The 18,962-nt window shown below is 34.2% G+C and carries 17 protein-coding genes; 1 reads left to right on the forward strand and 16 read right to left on the reverse strand.

Annotation, left to right across the window (positions count from 1 at the left end; all coding sequences use genetic code 11):
- Positions 1 to 7: 7 nt before the first annotated feature.
- The 16 genes from J3U16_RS01860 to J3U16_RS01935 all read right to left on the reverse strand — a co-directional run bounded on the left by J3U16_RS01860 (position 8) and on the right by J3U16_RS01935 (position 17,648).
- Positions 8 to 916: a D-alanine--D-alanine ligase gene (locus tag J3U16_RS01860; protein WP_267330047.1), complete on the reverse strand. Its 909-nt coding sequence runs from the start codon at positions 914 to 916 to the stop codon at positions 8 to 10.
- A gap of 2 nt (positions 917 to 918) precedes the next feature.
- Complete coding sequence (murC, locus tag J3U16_RS01865) at positions 919 to 2,367, reverse strand: UDP-N-acetylmuramate--L-alanine ligase (RefSeq protein ID WP_065562322.1); 1,449 nt, start codon at positions 2,365 to 2,367, stop codon at positions 919 to 921.
- A gap of 97 nt (positions 2,368 to 2,464) precedes the next feature.
- Positions 2,465 to 3,511: an undecaprenyldiphospho-muramoylpentapeptide beta-N-acetylglucosaminyltransferase gene (gene murG / locus J3U16_RS01870; protein WP_267330046.1), complete on the reverse strand. Its 1,047-nt coding sequence runs from the start codon at positions 3,509 to 3,511 to the stop codon at positions 2,465 to 2,467.
- Entirely contained in the window at positions 3,511 to 4,662 is a 1,152-nt protein-coding gene (ftsW, locus tag J3U16_RS01875; protein ID WP_267342429.1) for a cell division protein FtsW, read from the reverse strand. The genes murG and ftsW overlap by 1 nt, the downstream gene beginning before the upstream one ends.
- Complete coding sequence (gene murD / locus J3U16_RS01880; protein ID WP_267330045.1) at positions 4,659 to 5,993, reverse strand: UDP-N-acetylmuramoyl-L-alanine--D-glutamate ligase; 1,335 nt, start codon at positions 5,991 to 5,993, stop codon at positions 4,659 to 4,661. Before murD ends, ftsW begins: the two co-directional genes overlap by 4 nt.
- A 23-nt stretch (positions 5,994 to 6,016) precedes the next feature.
- Positions 6,017 to 7,099: a phospho-N-acetylmuramoyl-pentapeptide-transferase gene (mraY, locus tag J3U16_RS01885; protein WP_065734813.1), complete on the reverse strand. Its 1,083-nt coding sequence runs from the start codon at positions 7,097 to 7,099 to the stop codon at positions 6,017 to 6,019.
- Between the two features lie 5 nt (positions 7,100 to 7,104).
- Positions 7,105 to 8,469, reverse strand: coding sequence for a UDP-N-acetylmuramoyl-tripeptide--D-alanyl-D-alanine ligase (gene murF, locus J3U16_RS01890; protein WP_267330044.1), 1,365 nt, complete (start codon positions 8,467 to 8,469; stop codon positions 7,105 to 7,107).
- Entirely contained in the window at positions 8,466 to 10,013 is a 1,548-nt protein-coding gene (gene murE, locus J3U16_RS01895) for a UDP-N-acetylmuramoyl-L-alanyl-D-glutamate--2,6-diaminopimelate ligase (RefSeq protein WP_220225122.1), read from the reverse strand. Before murE ends, murF begins: the two co-directional genes overlap by 4 nt.
- Positions 10,014 to 10,026: 13 nt before the next feature.
- Complete coding sequence (gene ftsI, locus J3U16_RS01900) at positions 10,027 to 11,799, reverse strand: peptidoglycan glycosyltransferase FtsI (RefSeq protein ID WP_081299465.1); 1,773 nt, start codon at positions 11,797 to 11,799, stop codon at positions 10,027 to 10,029.
- Entirely contained in the window at positions 11,799 to 12,173 is a 375-nt protein-coding gene (gene ftsL, locus J3U16_RS01905) for a cell division protein FtsL (protein ID WP_065734810.1), read from the reverse strand. Before ftsL ends, ftsI begins: the two co-directional genes overlap by 1 nt.
- On the reverse strand, positions 12,166 to 13,107 hold the full coding sequence (gene rsmH / locus J3U16_RS01910) for a 16S rRNA (cytosine(1402)-N(4))-methyltransferase RsmH (RefSeq protein ID WP_141673911.1): 942 nt from the start codon (positions 13,105 to 13,107) through the stop codon (positions 12,166 to 12,168). Before rsmH ends, ftsL begins: the two co-directional genes overlap by 8 nt.
- Positions 13,108 to 13,116: 9 nt before the next feature.
- Positions 13,117 to 13,563, reverse strand: coding sequence for a division/cell wall cluster transcriptional repressor MraZ (gene mraZ, locus J3U16_RS01915; RefSeq protein WP_065562331.1), 447 nt, complete (start codon positions 13,561 to 13,563; stop codon positions 13,117 to 13,119).
- A gap of 376 nt (positions 13,564 to 13,939) precedes the next feature.
- Positions 13,940 to 14,638, reverse strand: a complete 699-nt coding sequence (gene pgl / locus J3U16_RS01920; protein WP_065734809.1) for a 6-phosphogluconolactonase — start codon at positions 14,636 to 14,638, stop codon at positions 13,940 to 13,942.
- A gap of 14 nt (positions 14,639 to 14,652) precedes the next feature.
- Positions 14,653 to 16,113, reverse strand: a complete 1,461-nt coding sequence (gene zwf, locus J3U16_RS01925) for a glucose-6-phosphate dehydrogenase (RefSeq protein ID WP_065562333.1) — start codon at positions 16,111 to 16,113, stop codon at positions 14,653 to 14,655.
- A gap of 191 nt (positions 16,114 to 16,304) precedes the next feature.
- Complete coding sequence (rplY, locus tag J3U16_RS01930) at positions 16,305 to 16,589, reverse strand: 50S ribosomal protein L25 (RefSeq protein WP_065562334.1); 285 nt, start codon at positions 16,587 to 16,589, stop codon at positions 16,305 to 16,307.
- A gap of 186 nt (positions 16,590 to 16,775) precedes the next feature.
- On the reverse strand, positions 16,776 to 17,648 hold the full coding sequence (locus J3U16_RS01935; protein WP_267330043.1) for a D-hexose-6-phosphate mutarotase: 873 nt from the start codon (positions 17,646 to 17,648) through the stop codon (positions 16,776 to 16,778).
- 174 nt (positions 17,649 to 17,822) lie between these two features.
- Here J3U16_RS01935 and hemW point away from each other — a divergent pair, with 174 nt between their 5' ends.
- Positions 17,823 to 18,956 carry a radical SAM family heme chaperone HemW gene (gene hemW, locus J3U16_RS01940; protein ID WP_065734807.1) on the forward strand — a complete coding sequence of 378 codons (1,134 nt, stop codon included), beginning with the start codon at positions 17,823 to 17,825 and terminating at the stop codon, positions 18,954 to 18,956.
- The last annotated feature ends 6 nt before the right edge of the window (positions 18,957 to 18,962 follow it).

The following is an 18,962-nucleotide window of genomic DNA, read 5'->3' on the forward strand; positions in this document are numbered from 1 at the left end:
AAGCCAATTATATGGTTGCTAATAGTAAAATACGTTTAACCAATTCACTAAATGACCATCCGTATTCTTTTGCTGCCATTGGTACTAAACTATGGTCTGTCATTCCTGGAGCAGTGTTTACTTCAAGTAAATATGGTTTTTCATTATTATCAAACATAATGTCCACTCTACCCCAACCTCGGCAACCAACGGCTTTATAAGCATCTAAAGCTAATTTACGAATCTCTTGTTCTTTTTCATCAGATAATCCGCTTGGACAGAAATATTGGGTTTTATCTGACAAATACTTTGCATCATAATCATAAAAATTGGTAGCAGGCTTAATGTAAATTGCTGGTAAAACCTCATCACCAACTATCGCAACGGTAAACTCAGGGCCAGATAAAAACGATTCAACCATTACGGTATTATCATATTTGAATGCAACATCAATAGCAGCTTTTAATTCTTCTGCCTTATCAACTCTTGTCATACCAACACTTGAGCCTTCATGGCTTGGTTTAACAAATAATGGTAATCCAAGATTTTTAACAATATTTTCAATGTCAATTAATTGCGATTTTTCAACCATAACGTAATCAGCAACAGGTAAACCAAGTGATTTCCAAACTAGTTTTGTTTTTAACTTATCCATAGTTAAAGCTGATGATAAAACATCACTTCCGGTATAAGGAATGTTTTGATAAGTTAAAATAGCTTGGGTAATACCATCTTCGCCACCTCGACCATGTAAAATAATAAAAGCTTTAGTAAACCCTTCTTGCTTCAAATTTGTTATACAATGATCTTTAGTATCGATAAGATGAGCATCAATACCATTTTCTTGTAACCCTGAAAATACTGCTTTACCTGATTTTAGGGATACTTCTCGTTCAGCAGAGGTCCCACCATACAACACAGCAACTTTATCAACCATTATTATAAAACCTCTTTTGAAAATAGTTGGCTACTGGCTAACTGACGGGCAACTCGGCCAACGCTTCCAGCACCTTGAGTTAATAACAAATCCCCACCTTGTAATAATTCTTTCATTATTTCAGGTAGAAGATCTAAATCAGAAACATAAATTGGATCAACTTTTCCACGATTACGAATTGAACGGCAAAGTGATCGACTATCTGCGCCTGCAATAGGCTGTTCACCAGCAGAATATACATCTAACATAACTAACGCATCAACTTGAGAAAGAACCTGCGCAAAATCATCAAATAAATCACGAGTACGCGTAAATCTATGTGGTTGAAATAACATCACTAATCTACGATCAGGCCAACCATTTCGAGCTGCCTGAATTGTGGCATTAACTTCGCTTGGATGATGTCCGTAATCATCAACCATCATAATATCTTTTCCATTTCCATCAGGAAAAATACCTAATAGATCAAATCGACGGCTAGTTCCAGCAAATTTTGCTAAAGCTTGTATAATTGAATTATCATCAATACCATCTTCAGTCGCAGCGATAATTGCTGCTGCTGAGTTTAAGGCATTATGTTTGCCAGGTGCATTTAATTCAATTTCTAAATCGTTATGATCTGGGCGACACACTGTGTAGTAACTAACGCCTCTTTCCTGACGATAATTTTTAATAACAACATCGGCTTCTTCACTAAAACCATAAGTGATAATTTTACGACCAACAATCGGTAACAATTCACGATTAATAGGATCGTCATAACACATAACAGCTAATCCATAAAAAGGAAGATTACGTAAAAAGGAAATAAAGGTTTGTTTAAGATTCTCAACACTTCCTTGATAAGTATCCATATGATCAGGTTCAATATTAGTTACTATAGATACCATAGGCTGTAAGTGTAAAAATGAAGCATCACTTTCATCGGCTTCTGCAATAAAATATCTACTACTACCTAATCTAGCATGGGTTCCTGCTGCTTTAACCAAACCACCATTTACAAAAGTTGGATCGAGTTTAGCTTCTGCATAAATAGCAGTTACCATTGCTGTGGTAGTCGTTTTACCATGGGTTCCTGCAATAGCTATACCATATCGAAAACGCATTAATTCGGCTAACATTTCAGCTCGTTGAATTACAGGAATACGAGCTTCTCTAGCTGCAACGACTTCTATATTATCTTGAGAAATCGCTGATGAGATAACAACAACACTTGCACTAAGAACATTTTCAGCAGCATGTCCGATAACAATCTTTGCGCCTAATGTTTCTAAATGTTGTGTTACTGCATTTTCAGCAATATCAGAACCGCTAATTTGATAGCCTTCATTAGCAAGAACTTCAGCAATCCCTCCCATTCCGGCACCGCCAATACCCACAAAATGGATATGTTTGACACGTTTCATTTCTGGAATGATTGCTCTTAATTCAGCTAATTCCTTAGTATTCACTATTAAACCCCTGGTTAATTATTTATTAAGTAAAGTCATTTTTTGATCTCAAACAGAACTTAACAAAACTGTTACTTAAAATTATAAATAAAATTCGTTATTTTACCACTGAAATCAGTGTTTCTGCCACTCTTTCTGTCGAATTTATAATGGATAAACTTTTCGCTTTTACAGCCATTTCAACTAATTCTTGTCGACTTAGGTTTGAAAGTAATTGAAATAATGAATCAACATTAAAATCAGGCTGTTCAATAATCTTAGCAGCATCAATATCAGCTAAAGATTTTGCATTCCAAAATTGCTGGCGATCTTTATGCATAAAAGGAACAAAAATAGCACCAATACCAACAACTTCTATTTCACTCACAGTTAATGCACCGCTTCGACAAATAACTATATCAGCCCAACTATAGGCTTCTTTAACATCACTAATAAATTCTGTTACTTGGTTAATGTTACAGTTCTGATAAGATTTAAGTACATCATCTAACATTCCTTTGCCCGTTTGATGCCAAACAATAAATTTATCAGACAATTTTGAAATTGCTTGAGGAACAACAGTATTGATTACTTTGGCGCCTTGACTACCACCCATAACCAAGACTCTAATAGGGCCTTGTCTATTTTTGAGTCTTTCACTGGGTTCTTCAATTGTTAATAAGTCACTACGAACTGGATTACCAACCACTTCAGCATTTTTAAATGCTGTTGGAAAAGCTTGTAAAACTTTAGTTGCAATTTTAGCCAAATATTTGTTTGTTAATCCCGCAATGCCATTTTGTTCATGTAGTACTACTGGAATACCTAAACTTTTGGCAGCTATTCCACCCGGCCCTGAAACATACCCACCCATACCTAAAACAACATCAGGACGATACGCTTTTAAAATTTTCCTAGCTTGTAAAACAGCTTTCAATATTTTATAAGGCGCTTTTAATAATGCTAGTTTACCTTTGCCACGTAGGCCAGATATTTGAATAAAGTCTATTTCAATTCCATTTTCAGGCACTAACTGTGCCTCCATACGATCAGCTGTACCTAACCATCTTACTTGCCAACCTTGTTTCATTAAATGATGAGCAACAGCAATACCAGGGAATACATGCCCACCAGTACCACCAGCCATGACTAATAACTTTTTCATTATTTAATTGACCTTATTCTTGCTTGAGCTTGTTGTTGTCTAAACTCAAAATCTATTCTTAGTAATATTGCAACTGCAATACTCATTACAATAAGGCTTGAGCCTCCATAACTAATAAATGGCAAAGTTAAACCTTTTGTAGGTAACATACCGGATGTTACACCAACATTAACAAAAGTTTGAAAACCAAACCAAATGCCAATTTCACAAGCTAAATAGCCTGAAAATTGAGATCCTTCGTTTAACGCCCGATATCCTATAGCTAATGCTTTAAATGTTAGAAAGAAAAGTAATAACAACAAAGCTACGACACCGATATATCCATACTCTTCTGAAATAATTGAAAAAATAAAATCAGTATGACATTCAGGTAGATAGCGTAATTTAAAAATAGAATTACCAATTCCTTGTCCAGTTATACCACCATTACCAATAGCCATTAATGAAGCAATAAGCTGATAACCGGCTCCAGTGGCATCTTGCCATGGATCAAGGAATGTCATTAAACGTGTCAAACGGTAAGATTCATATAAAATAAGGCAAGCAACTGCACCAACCCCAGTTAGTAAAATGGCAATAAATTGCCATAATTGAGCACCAGCAATAAATAAAATGCCGATTGTGACCATGAATAATACAATCACCGTACCTAAGTCAGGCTGTTTTAGTAATAAAATTGATAAAACAGCCATCACCACCATAGGTTTAAAAAAGCCCCAAAATCCGTTTTGAACTTCATCTGATTTACGAGCTAGATAACCTGCTAAAAATAGAAATAATGATAATTTAGAAAGCTCAGCTGGTTGAAAATTAAAAACACCTAACGGAATCCAACGCGACGCACCATTAATTGAAGAACCAATCCCCAAAACAACTATCAGCATAATAATTGAAATAATTAATAAAACTGATCCAAATTGTTGCCAACGTTGCATAGGAATATATAAAGCTATACACATTAAAAATAGCGACATTCCAATTTGGATTAACTCGCGTTGGGTATAAAAGAAAGGAGCACTTTCACTAAATGCCATTGATGAGGATGTCACCATAATTAAACCAAATATCATTAAACCAATCACTGTCCAAAGCAACTGGTTGTCGAAAGGAATATTTGGATTTACTTGTTTTCTTATCCAAAAGAATGTCATTTTTCACCCCTTTGAGTATACTGCTTAGCAAGTTGTGCAAAAAGATTTCCGCGCTCAATGTAATTTTTAAACTGATCTAAACTTGCACAAGCAGGCGAAAGCAACACCACGTCTTTTGGTGCTACTTTTTTAGCTATACATTCAATAGTTTCAGCCATCGTTTCTGTAATCGTTGATATATTAGGCGCTAAATTAGCAAGTAAATTTCGATCTCGTCCAAAACAGAAAATTTCAATATTTCTATCTTTTAAATAAGGAATCAAAGGTGAAAAGTCTGCTGATTTGCCATCTCCACCTAGCAATAAAAACAATTTTCCATTACATATAACACTATTTAAAGCAGCTTCTGTGCTACCTACATTTGTTGCTTTAGAGTCATTAATCCATTTTACCCCATTGCTCTCAAATACTAACTCAAAGCGATGAGGTAACCCCTGAAAATTAGCAATAGTTTTCAAACTTGAATCACGATCAATGTTTAAACTATCGACAATAGCTAATGCTGCTAATGCATTCAAATAATTATGACATCCAATTAATTTCATTGCGTTAGTCGCTAGGACTGGCTTTTGTTGTGCAATCAAGTATTCATAATTATCATCTAAATGATAATCTCCAGCCTTTATTCCAAATGAAACACAGTGGTGATGATTATTCTTTGGTTTAGTTAATTTATCATCATGATTAATTACACAACATTTTGCATTGTGATAAATGCGTTGTTTAGCTTCAGCATACTGCATTAAACCAAGAGGATAACGATCCATATGGTCTTCGGAAATATTCAATATTGTTGCCACAGAAGCTTGTAAGCTTGATGTCGTTTCTAACTGAAAACTCGAAAGTTCTAACACATAAATATCACAATCTTGTTTTAATAGTGAAAGAGCAGGTTCACCGATATTGCCACCTACGCCAACTTTTAATCCAGCCTCTTTGACAATATCCCCAACCAATGTAGTAACGGTTGTTTTACCATTTGCCCCTGTAATAGCAATAATTTTTTTATTTCTATCTTGATTAACTTCACGGCAAAAAAGCTCGACATCACCAACAATCTCAATACCTTTTTCAGCGGCTTTTTGTAATTCAGGTGTAGATAATGCAATACCAGGACTGGCAATAATCAGATCTGCATCAAATAGCCAGTCTATATTTAGATTTCCTAAATGATGAATAACACGATCATCTAATTGCTCTAATCCTGAAGGAGATAAACGTGTATCAATCACTTTCGGTATAACATTCTGAGCAAGAAAATAGTCAACACACGAAAGTCCTGTTATCCCTAATCCGATAATAACAACTTTTTTACCTTGATAGTCAACCATGATGCAATCCTACTCTATTTTATTTAACGTAATTTCAAGGTTAACAAACCAATTACGACTAACATCAATGAAATAATCCAAAACCGAACAATTACTCTTGGTTCTGGCCAACCTTTTAATTCATAATGATGGTGAATTGGTGCCATTTTGAAAATTCGTTTACCTCTTAATTTGAACGAACCTACTTGTAAAATTACGGATAAAGTCTCTATAACAAAAATTCCACCCATTACTAATAATAAAAATTCTTGTCTCAGTAGTACTGAGATAATCCCAAACACACCACCTAAAGCTAACGAGCCTACATCACCCATAAAAACCATCGCTGGATAGGTGTTAAACCAGAGAAAGCCAAGACCTGCACCAATGATTGCAGTACAAACAATCATTAGTTCGCCACTAAATTTGATATATGGAATATGTAAATATGCAGCAAAGTTAACATTACCTGTCGCCCAAGCAACAAGAGCAAAACCAGCAGCTACAAACACAGTTGGCATAATTGCTAGGCCATCTAAACCGTCAGTAAGATTTACTGCATTACCTGCACCAACAATAACCACATAAGTCAGTAAAATGAACCATAACCCTAATTGCGGCATAACATCTTTGAAAAAAGGAACAACTAATACTGTTACGGAACTATCTTTCCCATATGCATAAAGACCAAAAGCCACAATTAATGCAATAACTGACTGCCAAAAATATTTCCACCTAGCAATTAAACCCGCAGTATTTTTACGGATAACTTTTAAATAATCATCAGCGAAACCAACAAGACCATAACCAAGTAAAACAAATAAGGTTACCCAAACATAAGGATTTCGTAGATCTGCCCATAGAAAAACAGAAAACGAAATAGAAGCTAAAATAAGCGTTCCACCCATTGTTGGTGTTCCCTTCTTACTTAAATGAGATTCAGGACCATCGTGGCGAATAACTTGACCAATTTGTAATTTTTGAAGCCAATCAATTACTTTTTGCCCCATAATTAACGAAATTGCCAATGATGTTAATAACGCAAGAATAGCCCTTACCGTTAGATAAGAAATAACATTAAAAAAAGTAAAATATTTAACTAAATATTCTGATATCCACACCAACATAATTTTTAATCCTGACCTGTTTTTAATTGAATTTCTGTGATTAGTTCTTCCATTCTTGCACTACGTGAACCTTTAACTAACATAGTTAAGTTTGGATATTTTTGTAATAACGCTAACAAAAACTCCACTGCTTTATGTTTATCAACAAAATGGTGTCCAACACCACTAAATTGGCTAATCAATTCGCTTAAATCACCAACACTGACAACACAATCAATTTTTTGTTGTTTAGCTAATTCACCAATTTGTTGATGATAATTTTTTGCGTTATGTCCCAATTCCGCCATATCACCTACAACTAAAACTCGATAACCTGGTTGAGTTGCTAAAACATTAATAGCAGCCGACATTGACCCAACATTAGCATTATAGGAATCATCCCAAATTAATTGAGTTTGATTTAATTTAATTGGGTAAAGACGCCCTTTCACAGATTTCGACGTTGCTAATCCCTTCTTAACTTCTATTAAAGTTGCACCTACTGATATTGCTAAAGCTGCAGCAGCAATTGCATTAGATACATTATGCTCACCAACTAATGGTAAGGTGATTTCACTCTCACCAATTGGTGTGCACAATGTGAAAATAGTCTGATCCATTACTTTTATATTACTAGCATAAAAATCAGCAGAAGAATTATGTAAAGAAAAGGTCCAAACAGTTTTATTATTTAGCTCTTTTAACCAATTATCAGAACAACTATCTAAATTAATAATCGCGATGCCGTTTTCTGAAAGCCCTTCAAAGATTTCACCTTTAGCTGTTGCTACCCCTTCAAGTGAACCAAAACCTTCAATATGAGCTAAAGCAATATTATTAATGAGTGCACTATTTGGTTTAACTAAACGAGTGGTATAAGCAATTTCACCAATATGATTTGCACCCAGTTCAATAACTGCAAATTGATCTTGCTTTGATAATCTTAATAACGTTAATGGAACTCCAATATCATTATTAAAATTACCTTGAGTATAAAGTGTTTCACCACACTGCTGTAAAATAGTAGCAGTCATTTCTTTCACAGATGTTTTACCTGATGAACCCGTCAACGCGACAATTTTAGCTGAGCTTTGATCTCGCACAAATGAAGCGATTTGACCTAATGCTAAATGGGTATCATTTACTACTATTTGAGGAATATCATCGTCGAGTTTGTGATTAGCAATTACCAAACAAGCTCCATCTTTAATAGCTTGTTTAGCAAATAAATGACCATCAAATTTATCACCCACTAATGCAATAAATAGTGATTTATGAGTAATTTTTCGTGAATCAGTACAAATTTCTTCAATAGTTAATCTCTCATCTTGAATATGATAAGAAATCCCATTAACTATTTTTTCAACTTGCTTAATATCTAAAGGAATCATGATTGATTCTCTACTCCTAAAATCTGTTTTACGGTTTCTTGATCTGAATAATGATGCTTTGTTATACCTATAATCTGATAATCTTCATGTCCTTTCCCAGCTATTAGAATAACATCATCAGGTTTGGCTTGAGCTAGGGTCTTTGTGATAGCTTCAACTCTATCAGTAATAACTTGTGTATTTTTAACGTCAGTTAGCCCTTCTTGTATATCATGAATAATTTTTATTTCATCTTCAGTACGAGGATTATCATTAGTTAATACAATTTTATCGGCAAACTGTTCAGCAACTTCCCCCATTAATGGTCTTTTACCTGTATCTCTATCGCCTCCACAGCCAAAAATCACCCATAATTTACCTTTGCAATGAATGCGGCTTGCTTGTAATGCTTTTTGTAGAGCGTCAGGTGTATGGGCATAATCAATGATTACCGTTGGGCTATTTTTCACGTGTATCACTTCCATGCGACCACATATTGGCTTAAGATACGATGCCATATTGACTACTGCAAAAAATGGATAATCAAGTGTTAGTAATGTTGCGATTGCTAATAGTAAATTTGATACATTAAATTCACCTAGTAATCGGCTATGAATAATGGCATTACCCCAGCTTGATTCCATGTGAATTTCGGCACCTTTATCATGATATTCAATCATTGACACACCAACAAAAGGGTTGTCCATCATCTTCAAGCGTCGCAAGGACTTAGGTTGGCATGATACTGCAGTCGCTTTTGATAATTTATCAATCCAACGTCGTCCATAAGCATCATCATAATTAATAATGGGTTTTCCTGAACTAGCTACCTGCTTTTCTTTTTCATCAGAACTAAATAGCGACCATTTTGCCTTAGCATATCTATTCATCGTTTTATGATAGTCAAGATGATCTCGGCTTAGATTAATAAATACTGTCGCTGCACAATGTAATTCTTTTACCCGATTCATCGATAACCCATGGGAAGAAATTTCCATTGCCACAACTTGAACACGTTTTGCTACAAAATCAGCTAGATAAGACTGAACTTCTACAGCAGATAAAGTTGTGTTTGGCGAGGGTTCGAGATGATTGTAAACACCATTACCAATCGTGCCTAACAATGCGGATTTTTTATTTAATAAAGTTGCACATTGTGCAATCAACTGCGTAATTGTCGTTTTACCGTTTGTCCCCGTTACTCCAATTACAGATAAATGTTTAGAAGGTGAATGATAAAAATCAGCTGCAATTTTTGATAATTTTTGAGAAAGTTGAAACACACTTATTTGTGGAATAACTTTCTCGTCTTTTTGATTTAGGTAATCAATTTTCAAATCATTTGATTTTCTGTTTGTTTCAGTTAGAACAAGAACAGCACCTGATGAAATTGCTTGAGGAATAAAATCTTTACCATTAACGGTATACCCTTTAATAGCTACAAACACATCTCCTTTTTGCACTTTCCGACTATCAATTACTAATTGATTAAGCGGGAAATCATCTACTGGTAGTTGATTCCCACCTAATAAGTTATATAAAGTTTTAAATGTGCTTGTTGCCATTATTTATTACCTATTAATATACAATCATTTGACCATCAACTTGACGATCTGGTTTTACATTCATTGTTCTAAGAACTCCCCCCATAATACGGCTAAAAACAGGGGCTGAAACAGAACCACCATAATATTGCCCAGCTTTTGGATTATCGATAACAACAACCAGTGAATATTTAGGTCCTGTTGCTGGTGCAATACCAGCGGTATAAGCTAAATATTGATTAACATATCGTCCACCAGATAGTTTTTTAGCTGTACCCGTTTTAACACCTACACTATATCCAGGGACAGAAGCTTTGGTACCACCTCCAGTCACAGCAACCGCTTCCATTAATTGCACTACTGTTTTAGCTGTTTTTTCAGCTACAACACGTTTACCTTCTACTGGCTCGTTAATTTTTAATATTGAAACAGGTCGATAAACACCATAGCTACCAATAGTTGCATAAGCCCTAGCTAGCTGTAGTGGGGTAACACTTAATCCATAACCAAAAGAAAACGTCGCTCTTTCTATATCAGCCCATTTTCTTGTTCTATCAGCAGCAATTGAACCACTCACTTCTCCACCTAAACCGAGTTCAGTTGGTTGTCCTAACCCAAAACGGCTATAAAACTCAACAAGGTCACCTGATTGCATTTGTAAAGCTAACTTACTCACACCGACGTTACTTGATTTTTCAAGGATACCAGCCAAATTTAGGGCTTTTTGATAAGACACATCTTTGATTTCATAACGATTTACCAAAAAAGGTCTAGTATCAATAACCGTGTTTAAATCAGCTATTTTTTTCTCTAATGCAGCCATAACAACTAAAGGTTTAACTGTTGAACCTGGCTCAAATGCATCTGTTATCGCTCGATTTCGTAATAAACTATAATCAATTGAAGATCGATTATTCGGGTTATAGGATGGACTGGTTGCCATGGCCAATATTTCACCCGTGTGAACATCAATTAAAACAGCTGTGCCACTATCAGCTTTGTTAAATTCCACAGCTTGACTAAGTTCACTGTAAACGAGAGATTGTAAACGTTCATCAATACTTAATGTCAAATCAGAAGCAACTTCACTTTCAGTCCTTTCTAATTCTTCTATAACTCTACCAACACGATCTCGCCTAACAACACGTTGTCCTGATTCACCAATCAGCCATTTATTAAAGCTTTTTTCAATTCCTTCTGAACCTTTTTCCGTTCCATTTTCATCAATGTCAGTTAAACCGATTAATTGTGCTATATTTTCAGCTGCTGGATAATAACGTTTAGATGTTTTGGCAAACGAAATACCAGGTAATTTTAATTGTTTTAAATAATCCGATATTGTTGGTGTAATTTGTTTAGACAAATAAACAAAACGCATCGATGGATTACTCAATTTTTGCTCTAGTGTCGACATTGGAATATTCAATGTCTTTGCTAATCCTTGCCAACGGATATCATTAGGATCAACTCCGCCTTTTTGTACAACAATTTTCGGATCAGCCCAAACATCATACATAGGTACACTAACAGCCAATGCTCTGCCATTACGATCCGTAATCATTGCTCGAGGTGCACTCATTTCTTGATGACGAATTGAGCGTTTATTGGCTTCAGCAATTAACTTATCAGGTTCTATTATTTGTAAAATTGCCAATCGGACAAGTAAACCAATAATTGCTAAAATAATAAAACCATAAACAATATAAAATCGAGTGAGGGTAAAAATTTGTTTTTTACTATTTAATTTATTCCCTTTATTCGACTTTGTAGTATGTTTTACATTATCTCTTTTATTAGCAAACTTCATTATTTACTCTTTATCACAATAACGGTTTCATTTTGCGGTGTCACATATGACATACCCAATTGATTTTTAGCTTTATCTTCAACACGTTTTGGATCAGCAAGTACATTTTCCTCAATAACTAAATTACGCCATTCACTTTCTAAAACATCTTGTTCGAGTAATAATTGTTCACGTTCAAATAATTGTTTACGGACTTGCTGGGTTATAACTAATACAGCTCCAGCAGAAATAATAATAAAAACCAATAACAATAATGAAATTTTTTGATGGCCGAGCAAATCACTAAGGATTAATCCAAATAAACTTTTGCTGGGTCTTTTTTGATTGTGTATATCTACACTTTTTCTTTGATAAATTTCATTGTTACTATTCATTTTTCCTTTCTGCTATCCTTAATATCGCGCTTCGAGAACGCGGGTTACCATATATTTCATTATTGCTTGGCTTAATTTTGCCAAGTGATTTTAATTTAGCATCACCATATTGTTTAATTTGTTGTTCTGTTAATGGTAAGCCAGCTGGTAAATTAGGACCTTTACTCTGTTTATTTATAAATTGTTTAACAATTCTATCTTCTAATGAATGAAAACTAATAACTGCAAGTCTTCCTTGAGCAGCAAGCACTGACAAACTGCTATTTAAGGCTTGCTCAACTTCTTCCAATTCACTATTTATATAAATGCGAATAGCTTGGAACGAGCGTGTTGCTGGGTGTTTATTTTTGTCTTTTTTCGGTGTTGCTTTTTCAATTAGATTTGCTAATTCTAATGTACGAGTAATTGGTGAAACTTTATTCTGTTCCACAATTGCACGTGCAATCCTTTTGGCAAACTTTTCTTCCCCAAAAGTTTTTAAAACCCATGCGATATCATTTTCATCACTATTTAGTAACCACTCACTTGCAGTTACACCTTTGCGGTTATTCATCCGCATATCAAGTGGTCCATCTCGCATAAAAGAAAATCCTCTTTCAGGATCATCTAATTGTGGAGATGAAACCCCCAGATCTAATAAAAAGCCATCAATATTACCTAACAACCCTAAATCATTGATATATTGATGTACATTCGAAAACTCTCCTCGAATAAAAGTAAACCTAGGATCGGTTATATTAAGTGCGGCTTGTTCAGCACGTTCATCTCGGTCAATTGCAATTAGTTTCCCTTGTTCGCCCAATTGTTCAAGAATTAACCTAGAATGACCACCACGCCCAAAAGTACCATCAATATAAATACCGTTTTTTTTTATATTTAATGCAGCCACAGCTTCATTTAACAAAACAGTTTTATGTTGATAATCCATCTTTATTTACTCTTATTAAATTGTTAGACTTTTTAAATTTTCTGATAAGTTTTCAACATCTGTTGATAATGTGGCAATGTCATCACTAATTTGTTGATACCAAATTGCTTCATCCCATATCTCAAATTTATTAGATTGGCCAACAAACATGGTATGTTTTTCTAGTTTTGCATAAGTACGTAAAGTTGGTGGAAGTAAAATACGTCCTGCATTATCTAAATTACATTCCGTTGCATAACCTAATAATAGTCTTTTAATTCTTCGTTCTGCTTCAACAACTGTTGATAATGTTGATAGCTGTAATTCAATTTTTTGCCATTCAGTCATTGAATAAAGTGTCAAACAGGGGTGATATAAACCAATGGTACAAACTAAACCATCAGGCAAAAATTCACGATAACGAGTAGGGATTGCTATTCGCCCTTTGCTATCTAAATTGACTGAAATTGCACCACTAAACATGAAAGCACCGTAATTGTTAATTTTTATTGTTTTTAAATTATTAAAAAATCAATATGTTAATTAAAAACCTATTTTTTACCACTTAACCCCACTTTTTACCACAAAAGTTACAAAAATAATAGATATTTAATCAATTAATTTCTAACAATTTAAGAAATTAATAAGATAATAAGTGAGCACTAACAAATTAAGTGAAGCGCTTAGAAATGGTAAGACGAAATTATTAACAGTGTTTATTAATATCCGAAACAAACCAATAATAAAAAAAGTCACAAATAATCAATTTATTAATGATTAAAAATAGCTCAATAGGTGTTTTAATATAAGACCAGAAATGAGAGCTTTGCCAGTAAAACTGGCAAAGTTGATTGTTCAGTTAAGATGCTGTCCAAAAACCAATTACATTGACTTTGTTTTGTTGCAGTATTGCACGAATTGGCATTTGATTAATATCATCTCCCTTTTCTGCTTGTTGTAATACCTGCATTTTGCTTTCTCCAACTAAATGCAGATAGATATTTTGACTATCTAAAATAGTTGGTAATGTTAAAGTAATGCGGTCTAATGGAGCCGTCAATGGAGTCATTCCAACAACTTTGCGACCTGATTTCATATCCAAACCAGCCCGCAAATTTGCCGCACCAGGGAAAAGTGAGGCAGTATGACCATCTTCTCCCATTCCTAAGATTAAAACATCTAAAGGCATAGGAATTTTATTTAAAATTTTGTCTGTAATTTCTGCACCATCAAATGGATTATCACAACTATTTTTTAAACCTACAAAATTGGCCAATTTAGCTTTATTTTGTAATAAGTAAGTTAACACTAATTTTTCATTACTAGCATCATCGGTATCATCTACCCATCTATCATCTACTAATGTAATAAAAACATTGTGCCAATCTAAATCTTGTTGGCTTAATAGTTTAAATAATGGAATAGGTGTTTTACCACCTGATACAGCAATAGAAGCATGTCCCTTTTTATCAATAGCTTGTTTCAAATCTTTGACAATATAAGCAGCTAAATCTTCAATTAATAATTGACTATTTGGATATTTTTTTAATGTAAACATATTGTTAAATTCCTCTATTCAAACTCATGCCATGAATGACCATCTTTAGTTATCAAAGCAACCGAAGCGACAGGCCCCCAAGTACCAGCAGGATAAGTTTTAGGTGGTTCATTATCTAATTTCCAGGCACTAATAATTGAATCAACCCATTTCCAAGCTGCCTCTACTTCATCTCGATGAACAAATAATGCTTGTCTTCCTCGCATCACTTCAAGTAACAACCGCTCATAAGCATCAGCACTTTGTTGATGAAAAGTTTCACTAAAACTTAAATCTAACTTAGTCGTTTGTAAATTATGTGTACTGTCTAATCCTGGCACCTTATTTAAAATTTCAATATCCATACCTTCATCTGGCTGTAGACGAATTGTTAGTTTATTCTGCGGTAGTTCAGAATAAGACTCACTAAATAAATTAAGGGGTAAAGATTTAAAATAAACTACTACTTCAGAACACTTGCTTGGTAAACGTTTTCCGGTTCGTAAATAAAAAGGCACACCCGCCCAACGCCAATTATCAATATCAACTCGAATAGCAACAAATGTTTCCGTATTACTTTGTTTGTTTGCACCATCTTCTTCTAAATAACCAGGAACATTGATACCATTAACAAACCCTGCAGTATATTGTCCTCTAACAACTTTTTCACGGATATTTGCTTTATTAATTGGACGTAATGCATTAAGTACAGCAATCTTTTCTCTACGCAAGCTATTATCTTCAAGATTTGCAGGTGGAGACATGGCAATCATCGTCAGAATTTGTAATAAATGGTTTTGCACCATATCACGCATTTGACCCGCTTTATCAAAATAACCCCAGCGACCTTCAATTCCTACTTGTTCTGCAACAGTGATTTCAACATGATCAATAGAATTTCTATCCCAAAGCGAAGCAAATACAGGATTAGCGAAACGAAGTGCGAGTAAATTTAAAACTGACTCTTTTCCTAAGTAATGGTCGATACGATAAACTTGTGATTCACTGAAAAATTTTGCAACTGAATCATTAATTTCCTTTGATGATTGCAGATCAAAACCTAGTGGTTTTTCCATTACAATTCTATTTTGAGCCTGATTTAAACCTGCTTCAGCTAACCCTTGGCAAATCGTACCAAAGGCATTGGGATGCATCGCAAAATAGAAAATAGCAGGATGTGACTTTTCAAGCTTATCTTTTAATAAATTAAAACCGGCAATGTCATTAACATCTAACTTATGAAAGTTAAGGCGTTGGCTAAAACGTTGCCAAATACTTTCATCTAGTGGTTCAGTCATAAATGTGGTTAACGCATCTTTTGCAACCTCAGTGTAAGCGGCTTGATCCCAATCAGCTCGACCTACACCTAAAATTTTTGTCTGCTTTGGCAACTTTCCATATTTTTCTAATTGATATAGAGACGGTAAGAGTTTGCGCCTTGTTAAATCCCCTTTAGCGCCAAAAATTACCAAATCGCAAGCTGGGATATCAGACATGAGTTTCTCCTAAAATGGTGTAATCTACAATTTATTTTATTATGTTTGATACCAATATACATCAAGTTAATAGAATAAATTATAACAATAGGTATTTGTCGTTTTAAGACTATAGTAAAAAATAAAAGGTCACCATTTAGGTGACCTTTTATTTAAAGATATTGTTGAATGATTTTTCAACAAACATATGATTATGCGCGTACAAAATCCATGTGAACTAATTTTGGTTTAAATGGATGACGTTGTACTGCTTGCACTTTAGCTTTAACTGCTTTACCGTCAATTTCAATAGTTAGTACTTCAGAATAAAACTCTGGTTTTTCTTGCATATTGAAAATTTGATTGTGATCTAACACAATAGAAATTGCAGGTTCTGTTCCACCATAAACAATTGCTGGGAACTGACCAGCGTGACGCAGGCGGCGGCTCGCACCCTTACCATGCTCTTTTCTAACTTCTGCTTTAAATTTAAACATATTGATTTCTCTTGTTTATTCTAAATAAAAAACCAATTACAGGCGACCCAGTAGTTGGCTATAAAATTGATGCTCTAAAAAGCGCTAAGGATTATAAAGTGTTATGATTGTAAACGCAATCAAATAATCAGTTTAATAAAGATATAGTGTTATATTGATTGCGTTTGCAATATCAAAACCTAATGATTAAATAACTTCAATCTTAAATCCATATGTTGATTTCTGTATTGGCGATAATTTTAACGCCTTATTAATACGACACGTTTCAACACATACCATAGATTGATATTCTTCATCAGCAAAATCCGCCATTGCTTTAGCTTTATCTATCCAAGGATTCCAAGTAACAACATCACTTGCATTAACATTAGTTAATTTAATTGTTCGTTTACCATCGGTAATAAGGATTGAGTCATCCGCATGGGTATAAATGCGATCAACCTCTTGATTAAAGGTAAGTTGCCCTGAAATTGATGGTTTATTTTCAACTGCTAAGCGTTCTTGATAAGAATCGCCTAAACCTTTAACAGTGACATCATTAATATTATTAACTTCAAAATAAGTATGTAATGCACTTGTTGCTTCGAAATCCCCAGTGCAAGATAAATTCACTTCACACGTTTGTCCAACATGAATGGTTAACCAAGCTTGGAAAGGTTTTGTGAAAAACTGTTCTGTTTGCTGATTATTAGTTAATGATAAAGTTAAATTCACTCCATTATTATCTTCTTTGCAAGAATCTAATTTCCATTCAACCAGACGCGCAAAACCATGCATAGGATCACCCAATTTACCAAACCATGGCCAACAAATTGGTACTCCCCCTCTAATTGCAACTTCCTTTTTAAAGTTAGCTTTTTGACTTAACCAAATAACCGGTGTCGGTTCTGTTGAAGGTTGCCAAAATAAAAGATGAGCACCTTGTAACGATACTGCTGCTGAACACTTTTTATGTTTAATCACTATGACAGGCAATTCACCAAATGTACATTGATTAACTGATGCACTCACTGATGTACTTGATAAATCACTATCTAAAATCTGCTTAATAATACTCATATTTACTCCTAACTATCTAATTTGCTTGGCGAACATCGTCTTTAGTCATTAATTGTACGCGCATTACTCGAATTATAAAAACGGAATAAAAGCTTTTTTTACTAAATTGGAGTAATATAGCCAGCTATTTCTTATCAGTTGCTGACACTTTTTTAAAAATTTGAGGAAAGGTATATGGTTCAATATAAAATCCCGTTGAGTTTATATATACATATGCCATGGTGTGTACAAAAGTGTCCATATTGTGATTTTAATTCACATAACATGAAGAAAACGCCCGATTATTCAGCATATATAAATCATTTAATTAATGATTTAAAACAAGACGTCGTGCTTTCAAATGATCGTTCTATTGACTCTATTTTTATTGGTGGAGGTACACCCAGTCTTTTCTCCGCGGAGTTAATTAATAAATTATTAATGAGTATAAATAAAATTATACCAATTAATCACGACGCAGAAATAACAATTGAAGCCAATCCTAATTCAGTTGATGTAGAAAGATTTAAGGGATATCAACAAGCTGGAATTAATCGAATATCAATTGGTGTACAAAGCTTTCAAGCAGATAAGCTTGCAAAATTAGGACGAGTTCATAATCCGCAAGAAGCAATAGATGCTGGAAAATTAGCACAAAATTTAAAGTTAAAAAGCTTTAATATAGATTTAATGCATGGCTTACCTAATCAAACAGTATGTGATGCATTGAGTGATCTAAAACAGGCAATAGAAATTGCACCGCCACATTTATCTTGGTATCAACTTACAATAGAACCTAACACTTTATTTGGTTCTAAACCGCCTGTTTTACCTGATGATGATATGTTATGGGATATTTATCAACAAGGCCATCAATTATTAACTAAGCATGGTTACCTACAATATGAAACATCTGCTTATGCAAAGGCCAATTATCAATGCCAACATAATTTAAATTATTGGCGGTTTGGTGATTATATCGGTATTGGTTGTGGTGCTCATGGAAAATTAACCCAAAATGATGGCACAATTATTCGCACCGTAAAAACAAAACATCCTAAAGGATATTTAGAAGGACGTTATTTGGAACAATCTTATACTGTCCCTAAAGATGAGTTAGCATTTGAATTTTTTATGAATAGATTTAGATTATTTGAAGCCACACCTAAATCCGAATTTGAACAACGAACTTTTTTACCTTTACACTCTATTGATAAGCAGATATCGACTGCTATTGAAAAAAAATATTTGATTGATAACAACCAATGCTGGCAAATCACAGAGCATGGGAAATTATTTTTAAATTCATTACTTGAAATATTCTTATAACGAAAT

It is taken from the genome of Gilliamella sp. B3023 (assembly GCF_026536845.1).
Classification (GTDB): Bacteria; Pseudomonadota; Gammaproteobacteria; order Enterobacterales; family Orbaceae; genus Gilliamella; species Gilliamella apicola_E.